Annotated in this window: 15 protein-coding genes and 1 pseudogene; 6 read left to right on the top strand and 10 right to left on the bottom strand. The window is 53.6% G+C overall.

What is annotated here, in order from left to right; all coding sequences use genetic code 11:
* Positions 1-21 precede the first annotated feature (21 nt).
* Complete coding sequence (gene smc / locus G9Q38_RS07900) at positions 22-3,549, bottom strand: chromosome segregation protein SMC (RefSeq protein ID WP_166129656.1); 3,528 nt, start codon at positions 3,547-3,549, stop codon at positions 22-24.
* A 153-nt stretch (positions 3,550-3,702) separates the two neighbouring features.
* Here smc and lplT point away from each other — a divergent pair, with 153 nt between their 5' ends.
* Entirely contained in the window at positions 3,703-5,007 is a 1,305-nt protein-coding gene (gene lplT, locus G9Q38_RS07895; protein ID WP_114419820.1) for a lysophospholipid transporter LplT, read from the top strand.
* A 4-nt stretch (positions 5,008-5,011) separates the two neighbouring features.
* Here the strand turns inward: lplT and G9Q38_RS07890 are convergent, their stop codons facing one another.
* Both G9Q38_RS07890 and tsaB read right to left on the bottom strand, forming a co-directional pair.
* Complete coding sequence (locus G9Q38_RS07890) at positions 5,012-5,851, bottom strand: uracil-DNA glycosylase (RefSeq protein ID WP_114419821.1); 840 nt, start codon at positions 5,849-5,851, stop codon at positions 5,012-5,014.
* On the bottom strand, positions 5,848-7,122 hold the full coding sequence (tsaB, locus tag G9Q38_RS07885) for a tRNA (adenosine(37)-N6)-threonylcarbamoyltransferase complex dimerization subunit type 1 TsaB (protein WP_228276077.1): 1,275 nt from the start codon (positions 7,120-7,122) through the stop codon (positions 5,848-5,850). Before tsaB ends, G9Q38_RS07890 begins: the two co-directional genes overlap by 4 nt.
* Before the next feature lie 171 nt (positions 7,123-7,293).
* Between tsaB and ompR the strand changes: the two genes are divergently transcribed.
* The 3 genes from ompR to G9Q38_RS07870 all read left to right on the top strand — a co-directional run bounded on the left by ompR (position 7,294) and on the right by G9Q38_RS07870 (position 10,023).
* A complete protein-coding gene (gene ompR / locus G9Q38_RS07880; protein WP_114419823.1) occupies positions 7,294-8,028 on the top strand; it encodes an osmolarity response regulator transcription factor OmpR in 735 nt (244 codons plus the stop codon).
* A 78-nt stretch (positions 8,029-8,106) separates the two neighbouring features.
* Positions 8,107-9,402 carry a sensor histidine kinase family protein gene (locus G9Q38_RS07875; protein ID WP_440971557.1) on the top strand — a complete coding sequence of 432 codons (1,296 nt, stop codon included), beginning with the start codon at positions 8,107-8,109 and terminating at the stop codon, positions 9,400-9,402.
* A 72-nt stretch (positions 9,403-9,474) separates the two neighbouring features.
* Positions 9,475-10,023 carry a peroxiredoxin gene (locus tag G9Q38_RS07870; protein WP_119440947.1) on the top strand — a complete coding sequence of 183 codons (549 nt, stop codon included), beginning with the start codon at positions 9,475-9,477 and terminating at the stop codon, positions 10,021-10,023.
* Positions 10,024-10,027: 4 nt separating this feature from the next.
* Here G9Q38_RS07870 and ispF read toward each other — a convergent pair whose 3' ends face one another.
* Positions 10,028-10,513 carry a 2-C-methyl-D-erythritol 2,4-cyclodiphosphate synthase gene (ispF, locus tag G9Q38_RS07865; RefSeq protein WP_119440948.1) on the bottom strand — a complete coding sequence of 162 codons (486 nt, stop codon included), beginning with the start codon at positions 10,511-10,513 and terminating at the stop codon, positions 10,028-10,030.
* Positions 10,510-11,268 (bottom strand): 2-C-methyl-D-erythritol 4-phosphate cytidylyltransferase, encoded by a 759-nt coding sequence (gene ispD / locus G9Q38_RS07860; RefSeq protein ID WP_166129650.1) that lies wholly within the window; start codon positions 11,266-11,268, stop codon positions 10,510-10,512. The genes ispF and ispD overlap by 4 nt, the downstream gene beginning before the upstream one ends.
* Positions 11,269-11,297: 29 nt before the next feature.
* Here ispD and mfd point away from each other — a divergent pair, with 29 nt between their 5' ends.
* On the top strand, positions 11,298-14,789 hold the full coding sequence (gene mfd / locus G9Q38_RS07855; protein ID WP_166129648.1) for a transcription-repair coupling factor: 3,492 nt from the start codon (positions 11,298-11,300) through the stop codon (positions 14,787-14,789).
* Positions 14,790-14,850: 61 nt separating this feature from the next.
* A complete protein-coding gene (serB, locus tag G9Q38_RS07850) occupies positions 14,851-15,696 on the top strand; it encodes a phosphoserine phosphatase SerB (protein WP_166129645.1) in 846 nt (281 codons plus the stop codon).
* Between the two features lie 5 nt (positions 15,697-15,701).
* Here serB and G9Q38_RS15375 read toward each other — a convergent pair whose 3' ends face one another.
* From G9Q38_RS15375 to nuoL, 5 genes and pseudogenes are all read right to left on the bottom strand, one after another.
* On the bottom strand, positions 15,702-15,956 hold the full coding sequence (locus G9Q38_RS15375) for a DUF2818 family protein (RefSeq protein WP_370523888.1): 255 nt from the start codon (positions 15,954-15,956) through the stop codon (positions 15,702-15,704).
* A gap of 156 nt (positions 15,957-16,112) precedes the next feature.
* Positions 16,113-16,208 (bottom strand): annotated as a pseudogene (locus G9Q38_RS15370) (DUF2818 family protein); the annotation flags it as partial.
* A 52-nt stretch (positions 16,209-16,260) separates the two neighbouring features.
* The gene (nuoN, locus tag G9Q38_RS07840; RefSeq protein WP_114419835.1) at positions 16,261-17,745 is read right to left on the bottom strand and encodes an NADH-quinone oxidoreductase subunit NuoN; all 1,485 of its coding nucleotides are present in this window, start codon (positions 17,743-17,745) and stop codon (positions 16,261-16,263) included.
* 12 nt (positions 17,746-17,757) lie between these two features.
* Positions 17,758-19,260 (bottom strand): NADH-quinone oxidoreductase subunit M, encoded by a 1,503-nt coding sequence (locus G9Q38_RS07835; protein ID WP_205962363.1) that lies wholly within the window; start codon positions 19,258-19,260, stop codon positions 17,758-17,760.
* Positions 19,257-21,266 (bottom strand): NADH-quinone oxidoreductase subunit L, encoded by a 2,010-nt coding sequence (gene nuoL / locus G9Q38_RS07830; RefSeq protein ID WP_166129639.1) that lies wholly within the window; start codon positions 21,264-21,266, stop codon positions 19,257-19,259. Before nuoL ends, G9Q38_RS07835 begins: the two co-directional genes overlap by 4 nt.
* Positions 21,267-21,280 lie beyond the last annotated feature (14 nt).

Raw genomic sequence — 21,280 nt, 5'->3', positions numbered from 1 at the left:
TGGTTTTCATAGTGTATTCAATTACGCTTGCGCCAATTGCATGGCAGACTCGATATCGACTGCAACAATACGCGAAACGCCCTGCTCCTGCATTGTGACACCAATTAATTGCCGTGCCATCTGCATGGCAATTTTGTTATGTGAGATAAACAAAAACTGGGTTTGCTCACTCATATTGGTGACGAGGCTCGCATAACGTTCGGTGTTGGCATCATCCAATGGGGCATCAACCTCGTCGAGCAAACAAAACGGCGCCGGGTTAAGTTTAAACAGTGCAAAAACCAATGCCGTTGCGGTTAAGGCTTTTTCTCCCCCCGACAACAAATGAATTGTGCTGTTTCGCTTGCCCGGAGGCTGCGCCATTACCTGTACGCCGGCATCAAGAATTTCTTCGCCGGTGATAATCAGCTTGGCTTCACCACCACCAAACAATTTTGGAAACAGCTCACCAAAATGATGATTGACGGTGTCGAATGTTTCCTGCAACAACGCGCGGGTTTCCCGATCAATTTTGCGGATTGCATCTTCCAGCGTTTCAATTGCATTACATAAGTCGGTATGCTGGGAATCCAGATATGATTTACGCTCGCGCGCCTGCCCCAGCTCCTCAAGCGCCGCCAGATTTACTGCGCCTAAGCCATCTACCTCGCGCGAAATACGCTGTACTTCGGATTGCAGCCAACCCACGCGCTGCCATGACTCAGCCTGCTCTTCAAGAAAACGTCGTAACGTATCGCGATCAACCTGCTGAGCATCGAGCTGCTCTGAAAACTGCTCAACGGCCAGTCTTGCCGCCTGCTCCTGCAACTGCAATTCGGTAATTTTTGACCGCAGCGGCTCCAACTGACGCTCATTTTCCAGCCGCTTTTCATCGGCTTCACGCAGCCCGGCGGCCAGATTATCGAGTTCGATTCGAGCCTGGCCCAACACCTCCTCACAAGCAGCGCGTTCTTCCAATGCATCTTGCAACCCGGCCTGGGCCGCCGAAGCATCCAGTTCCGCTAATTCATTTTGCAGCGAGGCCAGTTCGTCGACGGCTTTGCTACCCTGCTCGCGCGCCAGACTGAAATTGCGGCGCAAATCGTCGATACGTGTTTGCAAGGTACGTTCTGCAAACTCGGATTCCTGTACCCGACGCTCAAGTTCACGCACGCGCCGGCGCGCTTGTTCCGCCTCATTGGCAAGCGCCTCCCCCGACAGTTGCGCATCTTCGTAACGGCCTTGTTGCTCTGCCAACGACTCATCCAGCGACTGAAAACGCATTTCGGCTTCTTCGCGAATGCCTTTCAACGTTTCCGTTTGAGTTGCAATCTCGGTTAACTCGTCGCGAATCTGATTGGCACGCTGGCCCGACTGTTCGGCAAGCTGAACGAGCCGGGAGTGTTCAAGTTGTATATCGTGCAAACGGCGCGTCATTTCCGCCACCCGGGTACGTGCCGGAGGCAGCGCCTGACCCGCCTCTTTCCAGGCGGCCTCCGCGCGGGCCACAGCCGCGACTGCCTGATCAGCCATCAGCTGGCGCGCCTTTATTTCCCTTTGCAGATTAGCGATTTCCTTCTGCCGTGCCAGCATGCCCGCCTGATCGGTATCGGGCGCATAGTAACGAATACTGTGGGCATCAATAATATGCCCTGACGGCACGACGAAATACCCTTGACCGTTGGGTAAGTCGCTACGCAAACGCATGGCTTGTTCTATGGAGTCGGCGGTATAAACATGGGCCAGCCAATGCTCCAGCAAGCTGCGCAGATCGGCGTCATTAACCCGCAACAAACGCGACAACGGTGTTAACGACGCTTGATTTGACGGTGGTTTACCGGCGATAGGATGTTGATAAAACGCTAACTTCGAGGGTGGAGGGTCGTTAACAAACGCCTGAGCCATTTCAAGCTGGCGCATTTCGAGCGCACCCATGACATCGCCCAGTGCGGCCTCCAACGCCGGCTCCCAGCCAGAGTCGATACCTAAGTGCTGCCACAACCGCGACATATTCGCCAAGCCATGCTTTTCAAGCCAAGGTTGAAGTTTGCCTTGCGTTTGGACATCTTGCTGCAATTTTTCCAAAGCGGTTAAACGCGCCTCAAGGCGTGCAAGCGCAGCCGCTTCCTCCTGAGAACTACGTTGGGCGTCGCGCCGCCCTTCATCGAGCTCCGGCAGGCGTTCTTCAAGCTCCAGTAAACGCGCCTGAGCCTCTTCTTGCTGACCCGACAACATTTCCATGTCGCCCGCCAATTGGTCAATACGCTCGGGGTCGGGCGCATCAAGTGAGCGCAACGTGGCTTCCAGACGCTCCCGGCGTACCGTCAACGCTTCAAGCTGACGATCAGCATCACGTTGGGACTGAGCCGCCAACGCCAAATCCTGCTCTATACGTGATAAACCGGAACGCATGTCGTCACGGGCGGCGCCGGCCGAACGCACCCGCTCTTCAATTCCCGGCAATGCCGCGCAAGCGTCGTCGACCTGGAGTCTAAGCTCCTCCGTTTGCGCGGCCGCTTCCTCCAGAGCAACGTCGGAGGCGGCGATTTGCTCTTCACAGTGCATTTGCTGTGCCTGCCATTCCTGCTGCTGGGTTTCCAAGTGCGTGCGACGTGCCTGCACTCTTGCGCGAGAATCCACAACATGGCGAATTTCAGCCTCAAGACGACTTACTTGCGCCCCCGCTTCGTACAACTTGCCCTGGGCCGCGTGCACACGGTCACCGGCCGCATAATGCGCCTGTCGACGCGACTCAAGCTCAGACTCAATCCGTCTTAAGCCGGCCGCCGCCGCCTCAAGTTCGGTTTGTGCTTTTTCAATCGCAACGAATTTCGTTTTCTGATCGTTACGCGCACCCTCTTCTTTCAACAACCACAATGCATGCTGTTTGCGTTCGCCTTCTTCCTGCAACCCGCGATAGCGCGTCGCCACTTCCGCCTGAGCCTCAAGCTTTTCAAGTTGGGTATCGAGCTCCCGCAGAATATCCTCAACCCGACTTAGGTTTTCACGAGTATCCGCCAGGCGATTTTCAGTTTCACGGCGACGCTCTTTATAGCGGGAAACCCCCGCCGCCTCTTCAAGATAAACACGAAGATCTTCGGGGCGCGCTTCGATGAGACGATTAATCATGCCCTGGCCAATAATGGCGTAGCCGCGCGTACCTAACCCCGTCCCCAGAAAAATGTCGTGGATGTCGCGACGGCGAACTTGCTGATTATTAATGTAATAGCTGCTGGTTCCATCACGCGTCAGCACGCGACGCACGGCAATCTCTGCATACGTGCTCCATTGCCCCGACGCACGCCCATCGCTATTGTCGAAAACCAACTCCACCGACGCCCTTGCTGAGGCTTTACGCTGACCTGACCCATTAAAAATGACGTCTTGCATGGATTCCCCACGCAATTCCGACGCACGGGTTTCACCAAGCACCCAGCGCACTGCATCGATAATATTCGACTTGCCGCAACCGTTGGGGCCCACCACCCCGACCAGTTGACTGGGCGTTGGGATGACAGTGGGCTCAACAAACGACTTGAAACCAGCGAGCTTGATTTGAGTTAGACGCACAATGCAAGAGTCTTCAAAACGATTACGGAAAGGTCGAATTTTATCGTTTGTATGATACCCCAGGACAAAGCGCCTCAGTCGGGGCGCTATACTCTGTATCCAAACATGGTTTCCGGCTACCCGGCACTCTAACCCGCAACTGGGGCGTTTAGATTGAAAAAAGGTTTTTATCTGGTCATGGCGGCCCAGGCGCTCTCGTCGCTGGCTGATAACGCGCTACTCATTGCCGCCATTGCAATTATTGTGGATCTTCAGGGCCCCGACTGGATGGCCCCGATGATGAAATGGTGGTTCGCACTTTCTTACGTTGTGTTGGCTGCTTTTGTAGGCGCTTTCGCCGACTCGTTCCCGAAAGGGAAAGTCATGTTTGCCACCAATGCCGTAAAGGTCACAGGCTGCATCATCATGTTCAGCTATCAAAGCTTCGGTTTTGAAGTTGGCGGCCAGCTTGCGCTTATTTTCTGCGCTTACACGCTGGTTGGCGTGGGCGCAGCCGCTTATTCACCGGCAAAATACGGCATCGTTACTGAAATGCTTCCCCCCGACCAACTGGTTAAAGGCAATAGCTGGATTGAAGGCCTGACGGTGCTTAGCATTATTTTCGGCACGGTACTGGGCGGCATACTTATTAACCCAAATGTTTCCGCCGTTTTGTTGGCGAACCCCGTTATTGGCAGCGTAGTCGAAAGCCGGGGTGAGGCAGCCATTTTTGTGATTGGTCTTGTGTATTTCATGGCGGCGGCCTGCAACCTTCTGATTCCAAACACCAACATTAGTTACCCCAAACAACAAACGCACCCCCTCAAACTTGTGCGCGAATTCAGTTACTACGTTAAAACGCTGTGGAGCGACAAACTAGGACAAATATCGTTAGCTGTAACCACATTATTCTGGGGCGCCGGCGCAACACTGCAGCTCATTCTTATTGAGTGGGGTGCGCAGCATTTGGGCTACCGCCTGGATCAGGCTTCGATACTGATGGGCGTGGCCGCTGTCGGCACCGTAATAGGGGCCGTATTTGCCGGGCGTGTACCGCTTAAAAAAGCCTTCTCGGTATTGCCGCTTGGTGTGATCATGGGGTTTGTCGTGCTGCTGATGCCCGTGGTGTACTCCCCTTGGACTGTTTATGCGTTATTGATTTTAATTGGGGCTTTGTCGGGGTTTTTCGTTGTGCCCATGAATGCCATGTTGCAGCACCGGGGACACGTGCTTCTTTCGGCGGGGCACTCAATTGCGGTGCAAAACTTCAATGAACAATTGAACATTCTGTTGATGCTGGGCATATACAGTTTACTGCTCTGGCTTAATTTGCCCATCAATATCATTATTGTTATTTTTGGCCTGCTGGTTGCCCTGTTAATGATTGTTTTTGCACGTTGGCATTACCTGAACCAGAAACGCGACCCCTCTTTAAAAGACCAAATCGGGCAACATGGCCACGGCCAGGCATTGCACTAACGCGTTACTCGTTCGTCTGGCTTTCTGAAGAACTTTCCTTAAGCCGTCGCGCCAATTGCATATCCCGCCAGACCTGGGCCTTGTGCCGACCACGCAACAGTAGCGCAGCGGGGTGATAAGTCACCACTACGGGAATTCGGCCATGCGGCGCGGTGTAGGTGTGCACGCGCTCACGTAATTGTTCAATATCGTCCTTTTCCTGCAGCAACGCTCCGGCAGCCAACCAGCCCAACACCAGAATGGCCCGAGGTCGAATCTGTTCAATTTGCGCCTGCAAAAACGGTAAGCAAGCCTCTATTTCTTCTTTCCTGGGAACACGCCCCCCGCGAGGCCGACACTTTATTGCGTTCGCATAATAGAACGAGGCATGCGGGGCCAGACCTGAGGCCTCAAAAATAAGCTGCAATAACCGGCCGGCCGCTCCCTGAAAAGGCAGTCCGACCTGATCATCGTGGTCTCCCGGAGCTTCACCAATGACCATCCAGTCGGGTGACGCGGTTTGGCCATTGCCGAAGACCGCCTGATGACGCCCGGCATGTAAACCACAGCGGGTACATCCGGCTGCCTCTGCTTTCAAGGAATCAAGATCTGCCGGCAAAATCGCCTGTTCGACAACGGCAGGAGCCTTTTCCCGTTTGGTCGGCAGACCTGGCAACTTAGTCGGCTCTGATTCAGGCTTTGTCGACGCTTGCCTCTTCAAACCCTGGGGGGAATCTGCATCTTTATCAGCATCTGTCTGTGTCGCATCAAATGCAACCTGCAACAGGCGTCGGTCGAGACCCAATTCCTGCAACCATGCCATCTGCAGGGGCGTTAAAACGTGAAATCGTTCGGGCCTTGTCATGACGCCCCCGTCGCGCTCAAATCTTTTTGCAAAACCAAAGCATCTTCCCTTTGGCCACGAGCGGCCGGGTAATACCCTTTCCTGACGCTTAACGATTGAAAGCCGCGATTACGATAAAAATTCAACGCTTTCAAATTGGACTGGCGAACCTCGAGCAACATCGAAACCAGGCCTTTGTCGCGTGCTGCCTGTTCGGCATGGCGTAAAAGCACGTAGCCGACGCCTCCACGCTGCAGTTGGGGGGCCACTGCAATAACCAGCAAGTGAGCCACATCGGGTGCGAACATAACCACACTAAAGCCAACTACCTTGTTTTGCTGAAGCGCGACCCAGGCGCCATAGCCTGCGTTCAAGGCATCGGCAAAATTGCCTCGCGTCCAGGGAAACGATTGAACTTCTGCTTCGATATCAACGACCGCATCCAAATGTTCCAGACGCATGGGTTCAATACGCAACTTGCCGTGCACCCTGGGATTCCCCCCCAGCCCTTTTTCTCTCTCTTGCGTCGTGAACGCGACTTTGTCGCGCACATAGAGCGGTGCAGCTTCGGCAGGTGTCATAAAGTGACCGGATTGAAATAACTGCAACCCCTGCAAGGCAATGGACTTTGCGTCGAGAGGAACGCCGGAGAGCACTTGCAACGGGTACGCGTTACCGGCGACCACAACTGTTGCAGTAAACTGCAGTGACGGATGGGCCTGAATACCATCACCCACCATTTCCACATAGCCAATGGCACCGGGCAGCACCCACTCGCGGGCTTGTTGGTCCAGCCAATAGTCGAAATCTTCCGCTGCCACCAGCACACACGGTTGAATTTCCTGCCAGGCTGCTTGTGTTTCCCGCATGCCTGAAGCGAGCCAGTAGGCAGCGACATAAAGTTCGCCCATCCGGGCGTCCTGAACCACAATGCGGCACACTCCCGGCGCCCTGACCGGGCCTGCAGACGCCGCGATTGCTTGCAATGTCGGCACTGGCACAACCGATACCCCTAACGCGTAAGCCATTCCCTGCGCCACCCCACACGCCACCCGTAAACCAGTAAACCCACCAGGGCCTTGCCCAAAAACCACCAGATCCAGGTCGTCACGTGTTAACCCGGTTTGATTCAACAAACGCTCCGCCAAAGGCAAAACCTGTTCGGCATGCCCCTGCGACGAGTGACTCGCAGACACAACCTGCAGTGCGCCGTCACGCTCGGTCAAGAGCGCCACGCTGCAGGTTGTTGTGGATGTTTCAAATGCAATCAGATTGAAGGCCATGTCGGGCATTTTATGCCAGTTGCGCCTAGGTGCCATGGAGAGATCGCAACGCCGGCCGGGTGCACTAAAAAAATTACCAAAAACGCCAAGGCGGTGATAAGCTTAAAGAGAATGAAAATTATGTAATATCTTGCTACCGGCTACTATACGGGCTTGCCCGTCCCTGTTACATTTTCGACCATGAACACACAAAACCCGTCTCCTGCACGAAAAATACTGGTCGTCGACGACGATCCACGTCTGCGCGACCTATTGCGTCGCTACTTATCTGAACAAGGCTTCAACGTATTTGTTGCCGAAGACGCCAAGGAAATGAGCAAACTTTGGCAGCGCGAGCACTTCGACCTTCTGGTGCTCGACCTCATGCTGCCCGGTGAAGATGGTTTGTCGATTTGCCGGCGCTTACGCGGCAGCCACGACAACACACCCATTATCATGCTTACAGCCAAAGCTGAAGAAATTGATCGCATTGTCGGGCTTGAGATGGGGGCCGACGACTATTTGTCCAAGCCATTCAATCCGCGCGAATTATTGGCCCGTGTGAATGCAATTTTGCGCCGCCGTGGTACTGAAGAGCACCCCGGCGCACCCAGCCAGGATAACGAGGCAATCGAATTCGGGCCTTATGTGCTGAATCTGTCTACCCGCACGCTCACGCGCAACAACGAGACCGTCCCCATTACGACGGGCGAATTCTCGGTTCTGAAAGTATTCGCGCGCCACCCTAAAATTCCCCTATCACGCGACAAACTCATGGAATTGGCACGTGGGCGCGAATATGAAGCGTTCGACCGCAGTCTCGATGTGCAAATATCCCGTTTGCGCAAACTGATCGAGCCTAACCCGTCCAAACCCATTTTCATTCAAACCGTCTGGGGGCTGGGGTACGTTTTTATCCCCGATGGCGGTAATTAAACAAAAATGCCGCTTCTGAAAAAACAGTTGCAGCGTTTCACTTCGAAGATCCGGCTGAGTCTTTTCAGCCGGTCTTTTTTGCTCCTCGCCCTTCTGATGCTGGTTAGCCTGGGAACATGGCTGCACGTATTTTTCAGCATGGAAGAAGGCCCCCGCGCCACCCAAATGGCGCAACGGGTCACAACATCGGTCAGTATCACCCGATCTGCGTTAATTTATGCACCGCAAGAGGTCAGACCCGCTCTGTTGCTGGATCTGGCAACCAAAGAAAGCTTGCGCGTCCAACCCCGCGAACCAACAGATGAACTTGAACCGATCCCGGAGTCAAGTTATTGGGATCATGTTGTTGAGGAAATAAAAACCCGTCTGGGGCCCAACGCGCAGGTCATGTGGTCGGTTAACCAGGTTCCCGGCATTTGGGTCAGTTTCGATATTGAAAATGACCACTACTGGCTGGTGTTTGATCGCGAACAACTCGGGCTAACCGTTGGCTTGCAATGGTTCTGGTGGGGCGCTACCGCACTTTTGCTGGCACTGATCGGCTCGGCAATCAGCGTCAGCTTTGTCAATCGCCCGCTGGCCCAATTGGCCAGAGTGGCCCGACAAGTCGCCCGGGGGCAAATACCGTCCCCCCTGCCACAAGCGGGCCCACTGGAAGTGCGGGAAATGAATGACGCGTTCAACCGCATGCTCAGTGACCTGCGTCGTATTGAAGCCGATCGCGAAATTATGCTGGCCGGTATTTCCCACGACTTGCGCACCCCGCTGGCACGCATGCGTCTGGAAATAGAAATGAGCAATGTCGACGATGAAGCCCGACAGGCAATCGATGAAGATCTGGCGCAGGTCGACCACAGCATTGGGCAGCTTATGGAATACGCTCGGCCGGCGGCCGCCCTGCCCGAAAAAGGCATTGATATTTCGAAAGTTCTGCACGATATCTACGAGCGTGAAAGAACACACACAGAGGCACTAGGTGGCCACCTGACGGCAGACATCCCCGACAAGCTCACCGCCCGTATCACCGCGCACGACTTAAAACGTATTGTCGGCAACCTCATTGAGAACGCACGCCGCTATGGTCGCTCACCCGTCGACGACAGTTGTCACATCCATTTAAGTGCCAGACAAGAGCGATCACAAACCTTGATCGAGGTCAGCGACAAGGGGGCGGGTGTTGAAGCCTCTGAGATCGAACGTCTGTTACGCCCGTTTTCACGCGGGGAAGCGGCGCGAACCGGCGTTAGCGGAGCAGGCCTGGGGTTAGCCATTGTCGAGCGCCTGCTGGGGCATGTTGGCGGCCGCCTAACGCTCATCTCACCACCCTCAGGCGGCCTTATTGCACGCATTGCCCTGCCCCTGGCTCGCCACTAAAACCGGCTGAATCGCATACAATCAACTGAGCGGGCGCAAAGTTGTGCCCAGAAAAACCTCGCAGGAGTGCACATGAAAACAGTGGGAGACAAACTGGAACCTTTCAAGGTTACCGGCGTGAAACCCGGCTTTAGTCAGCATGAGGAAAACGGGGTGTCTGCGTTCGAGGACATCACGGAAAGTTCATTCCCGGGCAAATGGAAAGTCGTTTATTTTTACCCGAAAGATTTCACTTTCGTTTGCCCCACCGAAATTGTTGGTTTCAACGACCTGACTGAACAGTTCGATAAGCGCGACGCGATTCTCATGGGAGGCTCGTCTGATAACGAACACGTTAAACTGGCATGGCGCCGTGAAAACGCCGATCTGGCCAAGCTTGCCCATTTCCAGTTCGCCGACACCAGCGGTGCATTAATCGACCAACTGGGCATTCGTGAACGCAACGAGGGCGTCGCGTTACGCGCCACTTTTATTATCGACCCCGACAACGTTATTCAGCATGTCTCGGTTAATACACTCGACGTAGGACGCAATCCGAAAGAAATTTTGCGAATTCTCGATGCCTTGCAAACGGAAGAGTTGTGCCCCTGCGGTCGCGAGCCCGGTGGTGAAACGCTTTAAGACACTAGGGGCGAAATAGCAGCACGCTTGCGTTGGCTGCAATGCCTTCCTTACGCCCCAGGTAGCCAAGACCTTCATTTGTTTTCGCCTTGATGTTGACTTGACCGGCGTCAATTTGAAGGTCATCCGCTATATATTGAATCATGTCTGCGACATAAGGCGCCATTTTTGGCGCCTGTGCATGTATTGTGGCGTCGATATTGCCCACCAACCAGCCGGCTTCACGTACCAACTGGTAAGCATCTCGCAACAGTATGCGGCTATCGGCCCCTTTAAAACGTGGATCAGTATCAGGAAAATGACGACCAATATCCCCCAGCCCTGCCCCGCCGAGCAAAGCGTCGGTAAGCGCATGCAGCAACGCATCGGCGTCGGAGTGCCCCTGAAGACCTTTCTCATAGGGAATTGTCACGCCGCCCAGAATAAGTGGACGACCCTCAACAAACGCATGAACATCAAACCCCTGCCCAACACGAATAGACAAACTCATAACCACTTTTCCATCAAATCAAAATCACTTGGCCACGTTACCTTGAAATTGCGCGGATCGCCCGGAATCAGGCGTGGCTCAACCCCATAACGCTCCATGGCCGACGCCTCATCCGTGATTTCGACACCAGCCCGGTGGGCCTGCAAAAGCGCTTTGCGCAACAGCTCAGCAGGAAACATTTGCGGTGTTTGAGCCAACCATAACGATTCCCGGGAAAGCGTTCCGGCAACGGCATAACGGGTTGCGGGCTTGCCGGCAGTGCCGGTTAAAACGCAACCCTCGGCCGGAGCAAATGCAGCCGCTTTATGCGCCTTTTTAACTGTGTCTGCAACCGGCAGAGCCAACAAACCGCCCTGTTGTTCATACAAACAGATGTCAATTAAGCGATTTAAACTGGAAAGCGGCAACCCTGGTCGTGCCGCATCATGGACCAAAACCCAGGCGTCATTATCTAAAGCGGCATCAGCCAGACCCGCCGAAACGGTTTCAGCCCGTGTTGGCCCGCCCACCGGGCGCACAACCACCCGCGCTAAACCGTCAAGCACTGCCTGGGCTCGCGAATCGTCGGCTGCGACCACAACCCTGACCTGCTCCACGCGCGGATCAGCCAACAACGCCTCCACCGACCAGCGCAACATGGGCTTGCCCTTAAGCAATCGATATTGCTTGGGCACGGCAGCGCCTTCGTTAGAGGTATCCAAAGCGCGCTGACCCACTCCGGCTGCGGGCACGATCGCAATAATTTTCTTAGACATAACAAACCGATTTTATAATGCACAGTGAAATGACAACCGAAATATTTTCCGACGCTCACGCCGTCCCCAATTTGCTGCCCTCATTATCTCAACTGCTCAAGGCCGTTAAACCCGGTGCGCGATATGCAATACCGCCACCGGCCGGTTCGGGCGACGCCTGGTTGCTTGCCGAACTCAGCACACAGGCCAAACGCCCCATTCTCGTTCTATGCGCCGAACCACTCACTGCACAACGTCTCGCCGACGAAATACATTTATTCAATCCCAAATTAAACGTTAGACCTTTACCCGACTGGGAAACACTGCCTTACGATGGCTTCTCACCTCATCAGGACCTCGTTTCAGAACGCCTTCACACCCTGCACGCCTTGATGCAGCAAAACGTCGATATTCTGACGGTACCTGTCAGCACAGCGCTTTACCGCCTGCCTCCGCCCGCGTTCCTGGCAGCTTATACCTTTTCATTTCGCCAAGGGGACTCGTTGAATGAAGAGGCATTGCGCGAACAGCTCATGTTGGCCAACTATGCGCATGTAAGTCAGGTTACCGCGCCCGGAGAATTCAGTATACGTGGTGGCCTGATTGACCTTTTCCCCATGGGGTCGGCCGTGCCGTATCGCATCGACTTGTTCGACGATGAAATTGAGACGATTCGAAGTTTTGACGTTGACACACAACGCAGTATTTATCCGGTTAAAGAGGTCCAGCTTTTACCTGGCCGGGAATTCCCCATGGACGAGGAAGCACGCAATCAATTCCGTGCGCGCTTTCGTGAGGTTTTCGAAGGCGATCCTTCACGGGCGCTGCCCTATCGCGACATTGGAAACGGCATTGCGTTCGCCGGGGTAGAGTACTATTTGCCGCTTTTCTTTGAAAAGACGGCCACCCTGTTTGATTACTTGAGTGCCGATACACTTGTCGTTACCCTGGGCCTGGTTGAAAACGCCATTACCCATTTCACCCAAGACACCCAAAGCCGTTATCAATTCCTGAAAAGCGACCGGGAAAGACCCGTACTGCCGCCGTCAACCCTCTTCCTCGATGCAGAGACGTTTTTTCACACACTAGGCGAGTTCGCCCGAGTCAGCGTGGCAGACGAAGGGGAACATGTTGAAATTCAAGCCAACCCGGATGTCGCGGTGGCGCGGCGTGCGGATGACCCACTGGCCAAACTGCGCCAACTCGTTACGCATTCCTCCGGGCAAATCGTCCTTTGCGCCGACTCTGCGGGGCGTCGGGAAACCTTGTTGCAAATGCTCACTGAGTTTGATTTGCGCCCGGACGCAATTGTTGACTCCCTGAACGATGCGTTGCGACATGCTCCCGGTTTTATTCTTACCGTCGCTCCCCTTGATCGCGGCTTTCAACTGCCCCATGTTCCGCTCACGCTCTTAACCGAAAACAATCTATACCCCGGTCATACACACGGAGTGCGACGCCAGCGGCGCGGCCAGGAAAGGGGCAGCAATGTTGAGGCTATGGTCCGTGATTTGTCGGAATTGCGCGAAGGCGATCCGGTGGTACACGTTGATCATGGCATCGGACGCTACAAAGGCCTGATCAACATGGACCTGGGTGAAGGCACGATGGAGTTCCTGCACCTGGAATACGCCTCGGGCAGCACCCTATATGTCCCGGTTTCTCAACTGCACGTGATCTCTCGCTACAGTGGTACCGACCCGGAACATGCCCCGCTGCATCAACTGGGCTCAGGCCAGTGGGATAAAGCGCGGCGCAGGGCTGCAAAGAATGTGCGCGATGCCGCTGCCGAATTACTGGCGCTTTACGCCATGCGCGCCGCCCGACAAGGCCATCAGTTCAAGCTCCCCATTACCGACTACGAAACTTTCGCAGAAGGCTTCGGTTTTGAAGAGACGATTGATCAGGCCAACGCGATTGAAGCCGTGCTTCAAGACATGACCTCCAACAAACCCATGGATCGTCTTGTATGCGGTGATGTCGGCTTCGGCAAAACCGAGGTTGCCCTGCGTGCTGCTTTCCTTGCCGTAGCCAACGGCAAGCAAGTCGCGTTGCTATGTCCCACGACACTATTGGCGGAGCAGCATGCGCAAACCTTCTCCGACCGCTTTGCCGACTGGCCGGTCAATATTGTTGAGCTCTCGCGCTTTCGCTCTACCAAAGAAGTCAATGCGGCGATCGAAGGGCTCAAGAACGGTAAAGTCGACATCGTGATCGGCACGCACAAAATTCTGTCAAAAGACGTTAAGTACAAATCTCTGGGGCTGGTCATCATCGACGAAGAACATCGTTTCGGTGTCCGCCAGAAAGAGGCGTTGAAAGCCCTTCGCGCCGAAGTCGATGTGTTGACACTAACCGCCACACCGATTCCCCGTACTCTGGGCATGTCGTTGGAAGGCATCCGGGATTTCTCGGTAATCGCCACCGCACCTCAGAAACGACTGGCAATCAAAACGTTCGTGCGCCGTGAGGATGGCAGTACCATCCGCGAAGCAGTGTTGCGCGAGCTGAAACGCGGCGGCCAGGTGTACTTTCTGCATAACGAAGTCGACACCATCCATAACCGTCGGGCACGGCTGGAAGAATTGGTTCCGGAAGCGCGTATCGCTGTGGCACACGGCCAGATGCCCGAGCGTGAACTGGAAAATGTCATGAAGGGCTTTTATCAGCAACGCTTCAATGTGTTGCTATGCACCACTATTATTGAAACGGGTATCGACGTTCCCAGTGCCAACACCATTATTATCCACCGCGCCGATCGCCTGGGGTTGGCTCAATTACACCAATTGCGTGGCCGGGTGGGTCGTTCGCACCATCAAGCCTATGCCTACTTGCTAACGCCCGGCGAAGATGCCATTACAAGCAACGCCAAGAAACGACTAGAAGCCATTCAAGCCATGGAGGAACTTGGCTCTGGCTTTTTCCTGGCCATGCACGATCTGGAGATCCGGGGAACCGGCGAAGTTCTGGGGGAATCGCAATCAGGCAATATCCAGGAAGTGGGCTTCGCCATGTACTCCGACATGTTGAATACAGCAGTTAAAGCGCTTAAAAATGGCGAAGAGCCCGACCTGGAATCGCCTTTCGACGCCAAATGCGAGGTTAACCTGCACACCCCTACGTTATTGCCGGCCGACTATTGCCCGGACGTTCACGCACGCCTTGGGCTATACAAGAAAATGGCGCATGCCACCAGCCCCGACGACCTCACATCGATTCAGGAAGAATTAATTGATCGTTATGGCAAACTGCCCGATGCCGCCCGGACTTTATTGGCTACGCATCAATTGCGTCTGGTTGCAGAGCCATTGGGTATTACCAAAATCGATGCTGGAGAAACGCAGGCGCTTATCCAGTTTTCAGCAAAACCTAATGTCGACCCCGTCAAGATTATCGAACTGGTGCAAAGTCAGCGCCACGTTAAACTGGCGGGGCAGGACAAATTGAAAATTGAAATGAAACCCGTCGAAAAGAACACTTCGCTAGAACTCATTCAAGCCAGAATAACCGTCTTGCGCAATATTCTGAACGCGCTGGAATAAAGACCCACCCACCTTCGCGCCACGACAAGCGTTTTCACTTAAATCGTTATCACCTTTTGTCATGACCCATCTCGTCATTCAAGCACCGAACTTAAATCCTACCCACGTTGAGAAAGTCGCAGCGGTCGCTCAGGCGGCAAGCATACAACGCATCAGCAGCACGGCCACTTGTCTGCAGAATATCGACGTTGAAGAACAGGAGTTGATTAGGCAAACATGCGACGCATTGGGTGTCGACGGCGCATTTCTTGAAGAAATCAAACCTTTTTCTGATTGCCGCGTGCTGGCCATGGACATGGACTCAACGCTCATTAATATTGAATGTATCGATGAAATTGCGGATATGGTTGGCCGTAAGCCTGAAGTTGCCGCGATTACGGAAGCTGCCATGCGAGGCGAAATAAAAGACTTTGCCGAAAGCCTGCGGCGTCGCGTGGCGTTACTTCAGGGCGTTTCCGTTCATGATCTGGACAAGGTGTTTGAAGAGCGGTTGCGCCTGAATGCCGGCGCCGAAAAACTTATTCAAACAGCTCAGGCGGCTGGGCTGAAAACCATGCTGGTATCCGGTGGGTTCACGCTCTATACCGAGCGCCTGAAGGAAAAGCTGGGTCTGGATTTCGCTTTTGCCAACACCCTTGAAATAGAACAGGGAAAACTCACTGGGAAGGTTCTGGGCGACATTGTTGACGCGCAAGGCAAAGCAGACCACTTAACCTGGCTGGCCAAAGAAACACAAGCCGAGCCTTCACAGATCATTGCGCTGGGAGACGGGGCAAATGATTTAAAGATGCTGGCGCTATCGTATTATTCGGTTGCTTATCGTGCCAAACCCATTGTTCGGCAACAAACCCATTTCAGTTTGAACGTAAGCGGCCTTGACGCCGTACTGAACTGGTTCAAGCACTAATCCTATTAGCGACGACGCAGCAGATAACGATAAACGTAACCGGGGTAAGCCATAACCAAAAAAAGGCTTAACGTAATCACGTAGAATTCCCAGTTTTGCTGAAACACATTGCCCATGCTGGCCTCAAACGCAAAGGCCAGCAAACCAATCAGGCAATAAAAAACCAAAACTTCACACAAGCGAAGCAAAAATGGCTTAACGCCACTTTTGTGCATCCGCCGCCCTGGGTAGGCCAACACCGCCCCAAACAGCACACTCATTACGACCACGCGCAAGATCAGACCAAGAGGCCCGGCAATACTTCTGCCAATCCACACCCATGTAATCCAGGCGAAGGCCGCTAAAACAGCAAAAAACAGCAAAGACTCCAGCCAACGAAGCGGCCCATTTGGGAATCGACCGCCGGGAGCCGCCCAGGGCACTACCAGATAAGAGCGCTCGACCAGAAACGGCAGATTCGCTGTTACCAGTGACAAGCCCACTAAAAGCACAATGGCAAGCGTAAGATCCATAGCCGGCAGCTTCCGTTAAGTTGTTACGTTACGTTCAGGCAAAACGACACGCTTAAAACCCGAGCGAGCTATCGATAACCGCAACGCATAAGGCCATTAAACCGCCCGGCAAAATACCCAAAACCAGAATGGCCAGACCGTTAACCGACATTAATGTACTGGATACCGTTCCTGCCGGTACAGCGGGCGCCCCCTCTTCAGGTTCGTCGAAGTACGCTACCTTTACAACACGCAAATAGTAAAACGCCCCAATAAGCGAGAACAATACGGCAATGACAGCAACAGTCACATGACCTGCTCCGATTAAGGCCTGCAGTACGGTCAGCTTGGCGTAGAACCCTGCCAGTGGAGGAATACCCGCCAATGAAAACATGGCAAGCAAAAGAATCCCGGCCAATAAGGGGCTACGCTGGTTCAACCCCTTCAAGTCAGAAATTTCTTCACACTCAAAGCCCTGGCGACTCAGCAATAAAATAATCCCGAACGAGGCAAGCGTTGTGAGCACGTACACCAACATATAAAACAACGCAGCGCCGTAAGCTTCGGTAGAGACCAGCGGTTGATCTTGAGTGACACCCGAAAGCAAGCCCAGAAACACAAAGCCCATATGCGAAATGGTTGAGTACGCCAGCATGCGTTTAAAGTTGGTTTGCACAATGGCCGTAAGATTACCAATGGCCAGCGACAATACAGCCAAAATCAGTAACATCGGCTGCCAGTCACTCGACAAACCGTGCAGGCCGTCGACCAGCAAACGCATCACAATGGCAAAAGCGGCAATTTTTGGCGCGGCGCCTACGATGAGGGTTACGGAGGTAGGTGCGCCCTGATAAACATCGGGCACCCACATATGAAATGGTACTGCCCCCAATTTAAACGCCAAACCCGCCACAACGAAAACCAGCCCGAACACCAAGGGCAGCGTTTCAGCTTGATCACTTTCGATAACCTGCGCAATGCCTGCCAAATCGAGATTACCGGTGGCACCGTATAACATGGACAAACCGTAAAGCAATATGCCGGACGCCAGGGAGCCCAACACGAAATACTTCATGGCGGATTCCGTCGATTGAATGTGGTCACGACGCAATGCTATCAGTGCATACAAAGCGAACGACATCAGCTCAATGCCTAGATAGACGGTTAACAAATTACCGGCCGAAATCATCACCATTTGCCCTAACAGGGCAAACAGCGTCAGCGTGTAGAACTCCCCTCCACGCGCCATCATGTCGCGCTTTTCGGCATACTCCCGCCCATAGATAAGCGTTACGGCAACGGCAATGTAAGAAGCAATCTTAAGAAAATGCGACAGGTCATCGACGACATACAAACCGTTGAATGTCGCCCCTTCAAGGCCCTGCATCCACTGATAGGCACTGACAACCGTCAGCACCCCCAAAGTGCACAGCGTCAACCCATAAGTACGTAAACGGGTCTGGCTGTCGCTGAACGCATCGATCAGCAATACGGCCATGGCCAGAATCAAGAGCAGAATCTCGGGTAATGCCATAGAGAACAAAAATTGATATTGCATAATGATTCAGGCCTACAGTTTCGAAACAGAGACATGTTGCAGCAATGCCTCAACCGAGACATGCATGACATCGGTAAACGGCTTCGGATAAATGCCCATGTAAAGCACAGCGACCGCCATCACACCCAGAATGAGGAATTCGCGCGCATTCAGATCCGACATGCCGCGTACTTCTTCGTTGGTGATGTCACCAAAAGCCACGCGCTTGACCATCCATAATGAATACGCAGCGCCGAGAATCAACGCAGTGGCCGCCAGCAAGCCAATCCAGAAGTTGTATTCAACTGCGCCCATAATGACCGTAAATTCGCCGACAAAACCACTGGTTGCAGGCAAGCCGGCATTGGCCATGGAAAACAACACAAACAAGGTGACAAAACGCGGCATGACATTCACTACGCCGCCGTACGCGTCGATGCGACGTGTATGCATGCGGTCGTAAAGTACGCCAATACAAAGGAACATCGCACCTGAAACGAAACCATGCGAGATCATTTGAACAATGGCCCCTTCAACACCGGCGGTATTGAAAATGAAAAAGCCCAGGGTCACAAAGCCCATATGCGCCACCGAAGAGTACGCCACCAGTTTTTTCATGTCGTCTTGCACAATGGCGACCAGGCCAATGTATATCACTGCAATCAACGACAGTGAAATCATGAGCCAGGCGAGATCTTGTGATGCATCGGGCGCGATCGGCAGCGAAAAGCGCAAGAAACCATAAGCCCCCAGCTTCAACATGATAGCGGCCAGCACTACCGACCCCCCCGTCGGTGCTTCAACGTGTGCATCGGGTAACCAGGTATGTACCGGCCACATCGGCACTTTCACAGCGAAGGCAGCCAGCATTGCCAGGAAGATCAGCACTTGAGGGGTGTAGGCCAGCGGCAGTTGATGCCAGGTTTGAATATCGAAAGAGCCGCCGGAGGCGTGCCACAAATAGATGAACGCAACCAACGTTAGTAACGAACCCAACAAGGTATACAGAAAAAACTTGAATGCCGCATAGACCCGATTCGGACCGCCCCATGCCCCGATAATGATGTACATGGGTATCAGGGTGGCTTCGAAGAAAACATAAAACAGCAGACCGTCGAGCGCGGCAAACACACCCACCATCAAACCCGACAAAATCAGGAACGCAGCCATATACTGCGCCACTTTGCGCGTAATGACTTCCCAACCGGCCACCACCACAATGATAGTAATAAACGCGGTCAACAGCACAAACCACAGGGAGATTCCATCGATGCCGAGGTGGTAATTAACGGCAAACGTTTCAATCCATGGTGATTTTTCCACGAACTGCATGTCGGCTGTGTTGTTGTTGAAACCGACATACAAGGGCAACGTGGCCAGAAAGCCCAGAACAGCACCCGCCAATGACAGCCAGCGCGTCAGACCGGGCCGGTCGTCGCGGCCCAGCAGCAGCACCAGAAGGCCTGCCACTATGGGCACAAAAATCGACAAGGTAAGCCAAGGAAGAGAGGAAGACGCCATATCGCTAGCCATCAGTGAACCATCAGCACAAAATAGGTTAGAAACGCCAGAATGCCGATAATCATGGCAAACGCGTAGTGATAAATGTAGCCGGACTGGATATGCCGGCTAACGGCCGCCACCATGCCAACCACATGGGCACTGCCATTAACCAGCACACCGTCGATGAAGCCGCGGTCACCCTTCTGCCACAGGCCACGACCCAGGCACCGCGCGCCGCGCATAATAACCTGCTCGTTGAACCAGTCGGCATAGTATTTGTTTTCCAGCACTGTGTTCAGCCCGGAAAGCTTCGACTTGATGGCTGCCGGCACGGCAGGATTCACCATGTAGCAATACCAGCAAATAACGAAGCCTGCGACCACCAACCAGAATGGCAGCGTGATAAAACCGTGCAAGCCATAAGCCAGCCAGCCGTGCCAGCCTTCAGACAGATCCGCCATGGCCGGGTGCGACGGCAGGTTTGCAATAACACCACTAAAGTAGCCGTTGAACAGCAAGGGGTCGACAAACCAGATACCTGCAATCACCGACGGAATCGCCAGCAATACCAGCGGTAGCGTTACCACCCAGGGTGATTCATGGGGCGCACCGCCATGATGAGCATGATCATCGTGACCGTGGCTACCATGCTCTGGCGTGCCATGCGCAGGGAAGCGCTCTTTGCCATGGAAGACAAGAAAATATACGCGGAAGGAATAAAGCGAAGTCACCAATACGCCAATCAGGGTTGCGTAATAGGCAAAACCCGCGCCCCACACATTTGCCGCGCCGGCCGCTTCGATAATGTGTTCCTTCGAGTAGTAACCTGAAAAGAACGGGGTACCCACCAGGGCTAGCGTCCCCATCAGGAAAGTAATCCAGGTAATCGGCATATATTTTCGCAGGCCACCCATGTTGCGAATATCCTGGTCGTGATGCATGCCGATAATGACGGAGCCCGCACCCAGGAACAGCAACGCTTTGAAAAAAGCGTGCGTCATTAAGTGGAAAATGGCCACCGAGTATGCTGATGCACCCAGCGCAACTGTCATGTAGCCCAGCTGGGAAAGCGTGGAATAAGCGACAACGCGCTTGATGTCATTCTGGATAATCCCCAGAATACCCAGGAACAGGGCGCCGATGGCACCAATGACGATAATGAATGACAAAGCCGTATCGGAAAGTTCGAATACCGGTGAAAAGCGGGCCACCATAAAAATACCGGCGGTAACCATTGTGGCTGCGTGGATCAGCGCCGAAATAGGTGTCGGGCCTTCCATCGAATCGGGCAGCCAGGAATGCAACGGCACCTGGGCGGATTTACCCATGGCACCGATAAACAGGCAAATACACGCCACCGTAATAAGCGACCAATCGGTGCCGGGGAACGACGTTTCCGCCAGTGAACCTGCCTGTGAGAAAACCTGGTCGTAATTCATGCTGCCGGTATAGGCAAACAGCAAGCCAATACCCAAAATAAAACCAAAATCGCCGACACGGTTAATGAGAAACGCTTTCATATTGGCGAAAATAGCGGTTGGACGGGTATACCAGAAACCAATCAGCAAATACGACACCAAGCCCACCGCTTCCCAACCGAAAAACAGTTGCAGCATATTGTTGGCCATAACCAGCATGAGCATGGAAAAGGTGAACAATGAAATGTAGGCGAAAAAGCGCTGGTAACCCGGGTCATCTGCCATATAGCCAATGGTGTAAATGTGCACCATGAGTGAAACTGACGTGACGATCACCATCATTAAAGCAGTCAGGCTATCGATTAAAAAGCCGATTTCGATAGAGGTGCCGCCAATGGCATTCCATGTGTATACGGCGCCATTAAAGGTTTCCCCATTCAGTACCTGAAACAGCACCACAACCGAGCCAATGAACGAAATAAGCACACCCAGAATGGTGATGCTATGGGCAGCCGAGCGACCCACCTGACGCCCCAGAAACCCTGTACCGAAAAGACCCGCCAATATCGCCCCCACCAATGGAGCCAAGGCAACAACAAGATATAAAGTGGTTGAACTCATAGTTATTTATTCCA

Source organism: Pusillimonas sp. DMV24BSW_D (assembly GCF_011388195.1).
In the GTDB taxonomy this organism is placed as follows: Bacteria; Pseudomonadota; Gammaproteobacteria; order Burkholderiales; family Burkholderiaceae_B; genus Neopusillimonas; species Neopusillimonas aestuarii.
Note: the sequence above shows the minus strand (reverse complement) of the source record. Positions and strands in the feature narration are given on the sequence as shown.

Excerpts from the sequence above, each read along its gene's own strand:
- nuoL (WP_166129639.1), bottom strand. The coding sequence starts at position 21,266 with ATGAGTTCAACCACTTTATATCTTGTTGTTGCCTTGGCTCCATTGGTG.
- serB (WP_166129645.1), top strand. The coding sequence starts at position 14,851 with ATGACCCATCTCGTCATTCAAGCACCGAACTTAAATCCTACCCACGTT.
- tsaB (WP_228276077.1), bottom strand. The coding sequence starts at position 7,122 with ATGCCCGACATGGCCTTCAATCTGATTGCATTTGAAACATCCACAACA.
- G9Q38_RS15375 (WP_370523888.1), bottom strand. The coding sequence starts at position 15,956 with ATGAGTGTGCTGTTTGGGGCGGTGTTGGCCTACCCAGGGCGGCGGATG.
- mfd (WP_166129648.1), top strand. The coding sequence starts at position 11,298 with ATGACAACCGAAATATTTTCCGACGCTCACGCCGTCCCCAATTTGCTG.
- ispD (WP_166129650.1), bottom strand. The coding sequence starts at position 11,268 with ATGTCTAAGAAAATTATTGCGATCGTGCCCGCAGCCGGAGTGGGTCAG.
- ompR (WP_114419823.1), top strand. The coding sequence starts at position 7,294 with ATGAACACACAAAACCCGTCTCCTGCACGAAAAATACTGGTCGTCGAC.
- ispF (WP_119440948.1), bottom strand. The coding sequence starts at position 10,513 with ATGAGTTTGTCTATTCGTGTTGGGCAGGGGTTTGATGTTCATGCGTTT.
- nuoN (WP_114419835.1), bottom strand. The coding sequence starts at position 17,745 with ATGCAATATCAATTTTTGTTCTCTATGGCATTACCCGAGATTCTGCTC.
- G9Q38_RS07890 (WP_114419821.1), bottom strand. The coding sequence starts at position 5,851 with ATGACAAGGCCCGAACGATTTCACGTTTTAACGCCCCTGCAGATGGCA.
- G9Q38_RS07870 (WP_119440947.1), top strand. The coding sequence starts at position 9,475 with ATGAAAACAGTGGGAGACAAACTGGAACCTTTCAAGGTTACCGGCGTG.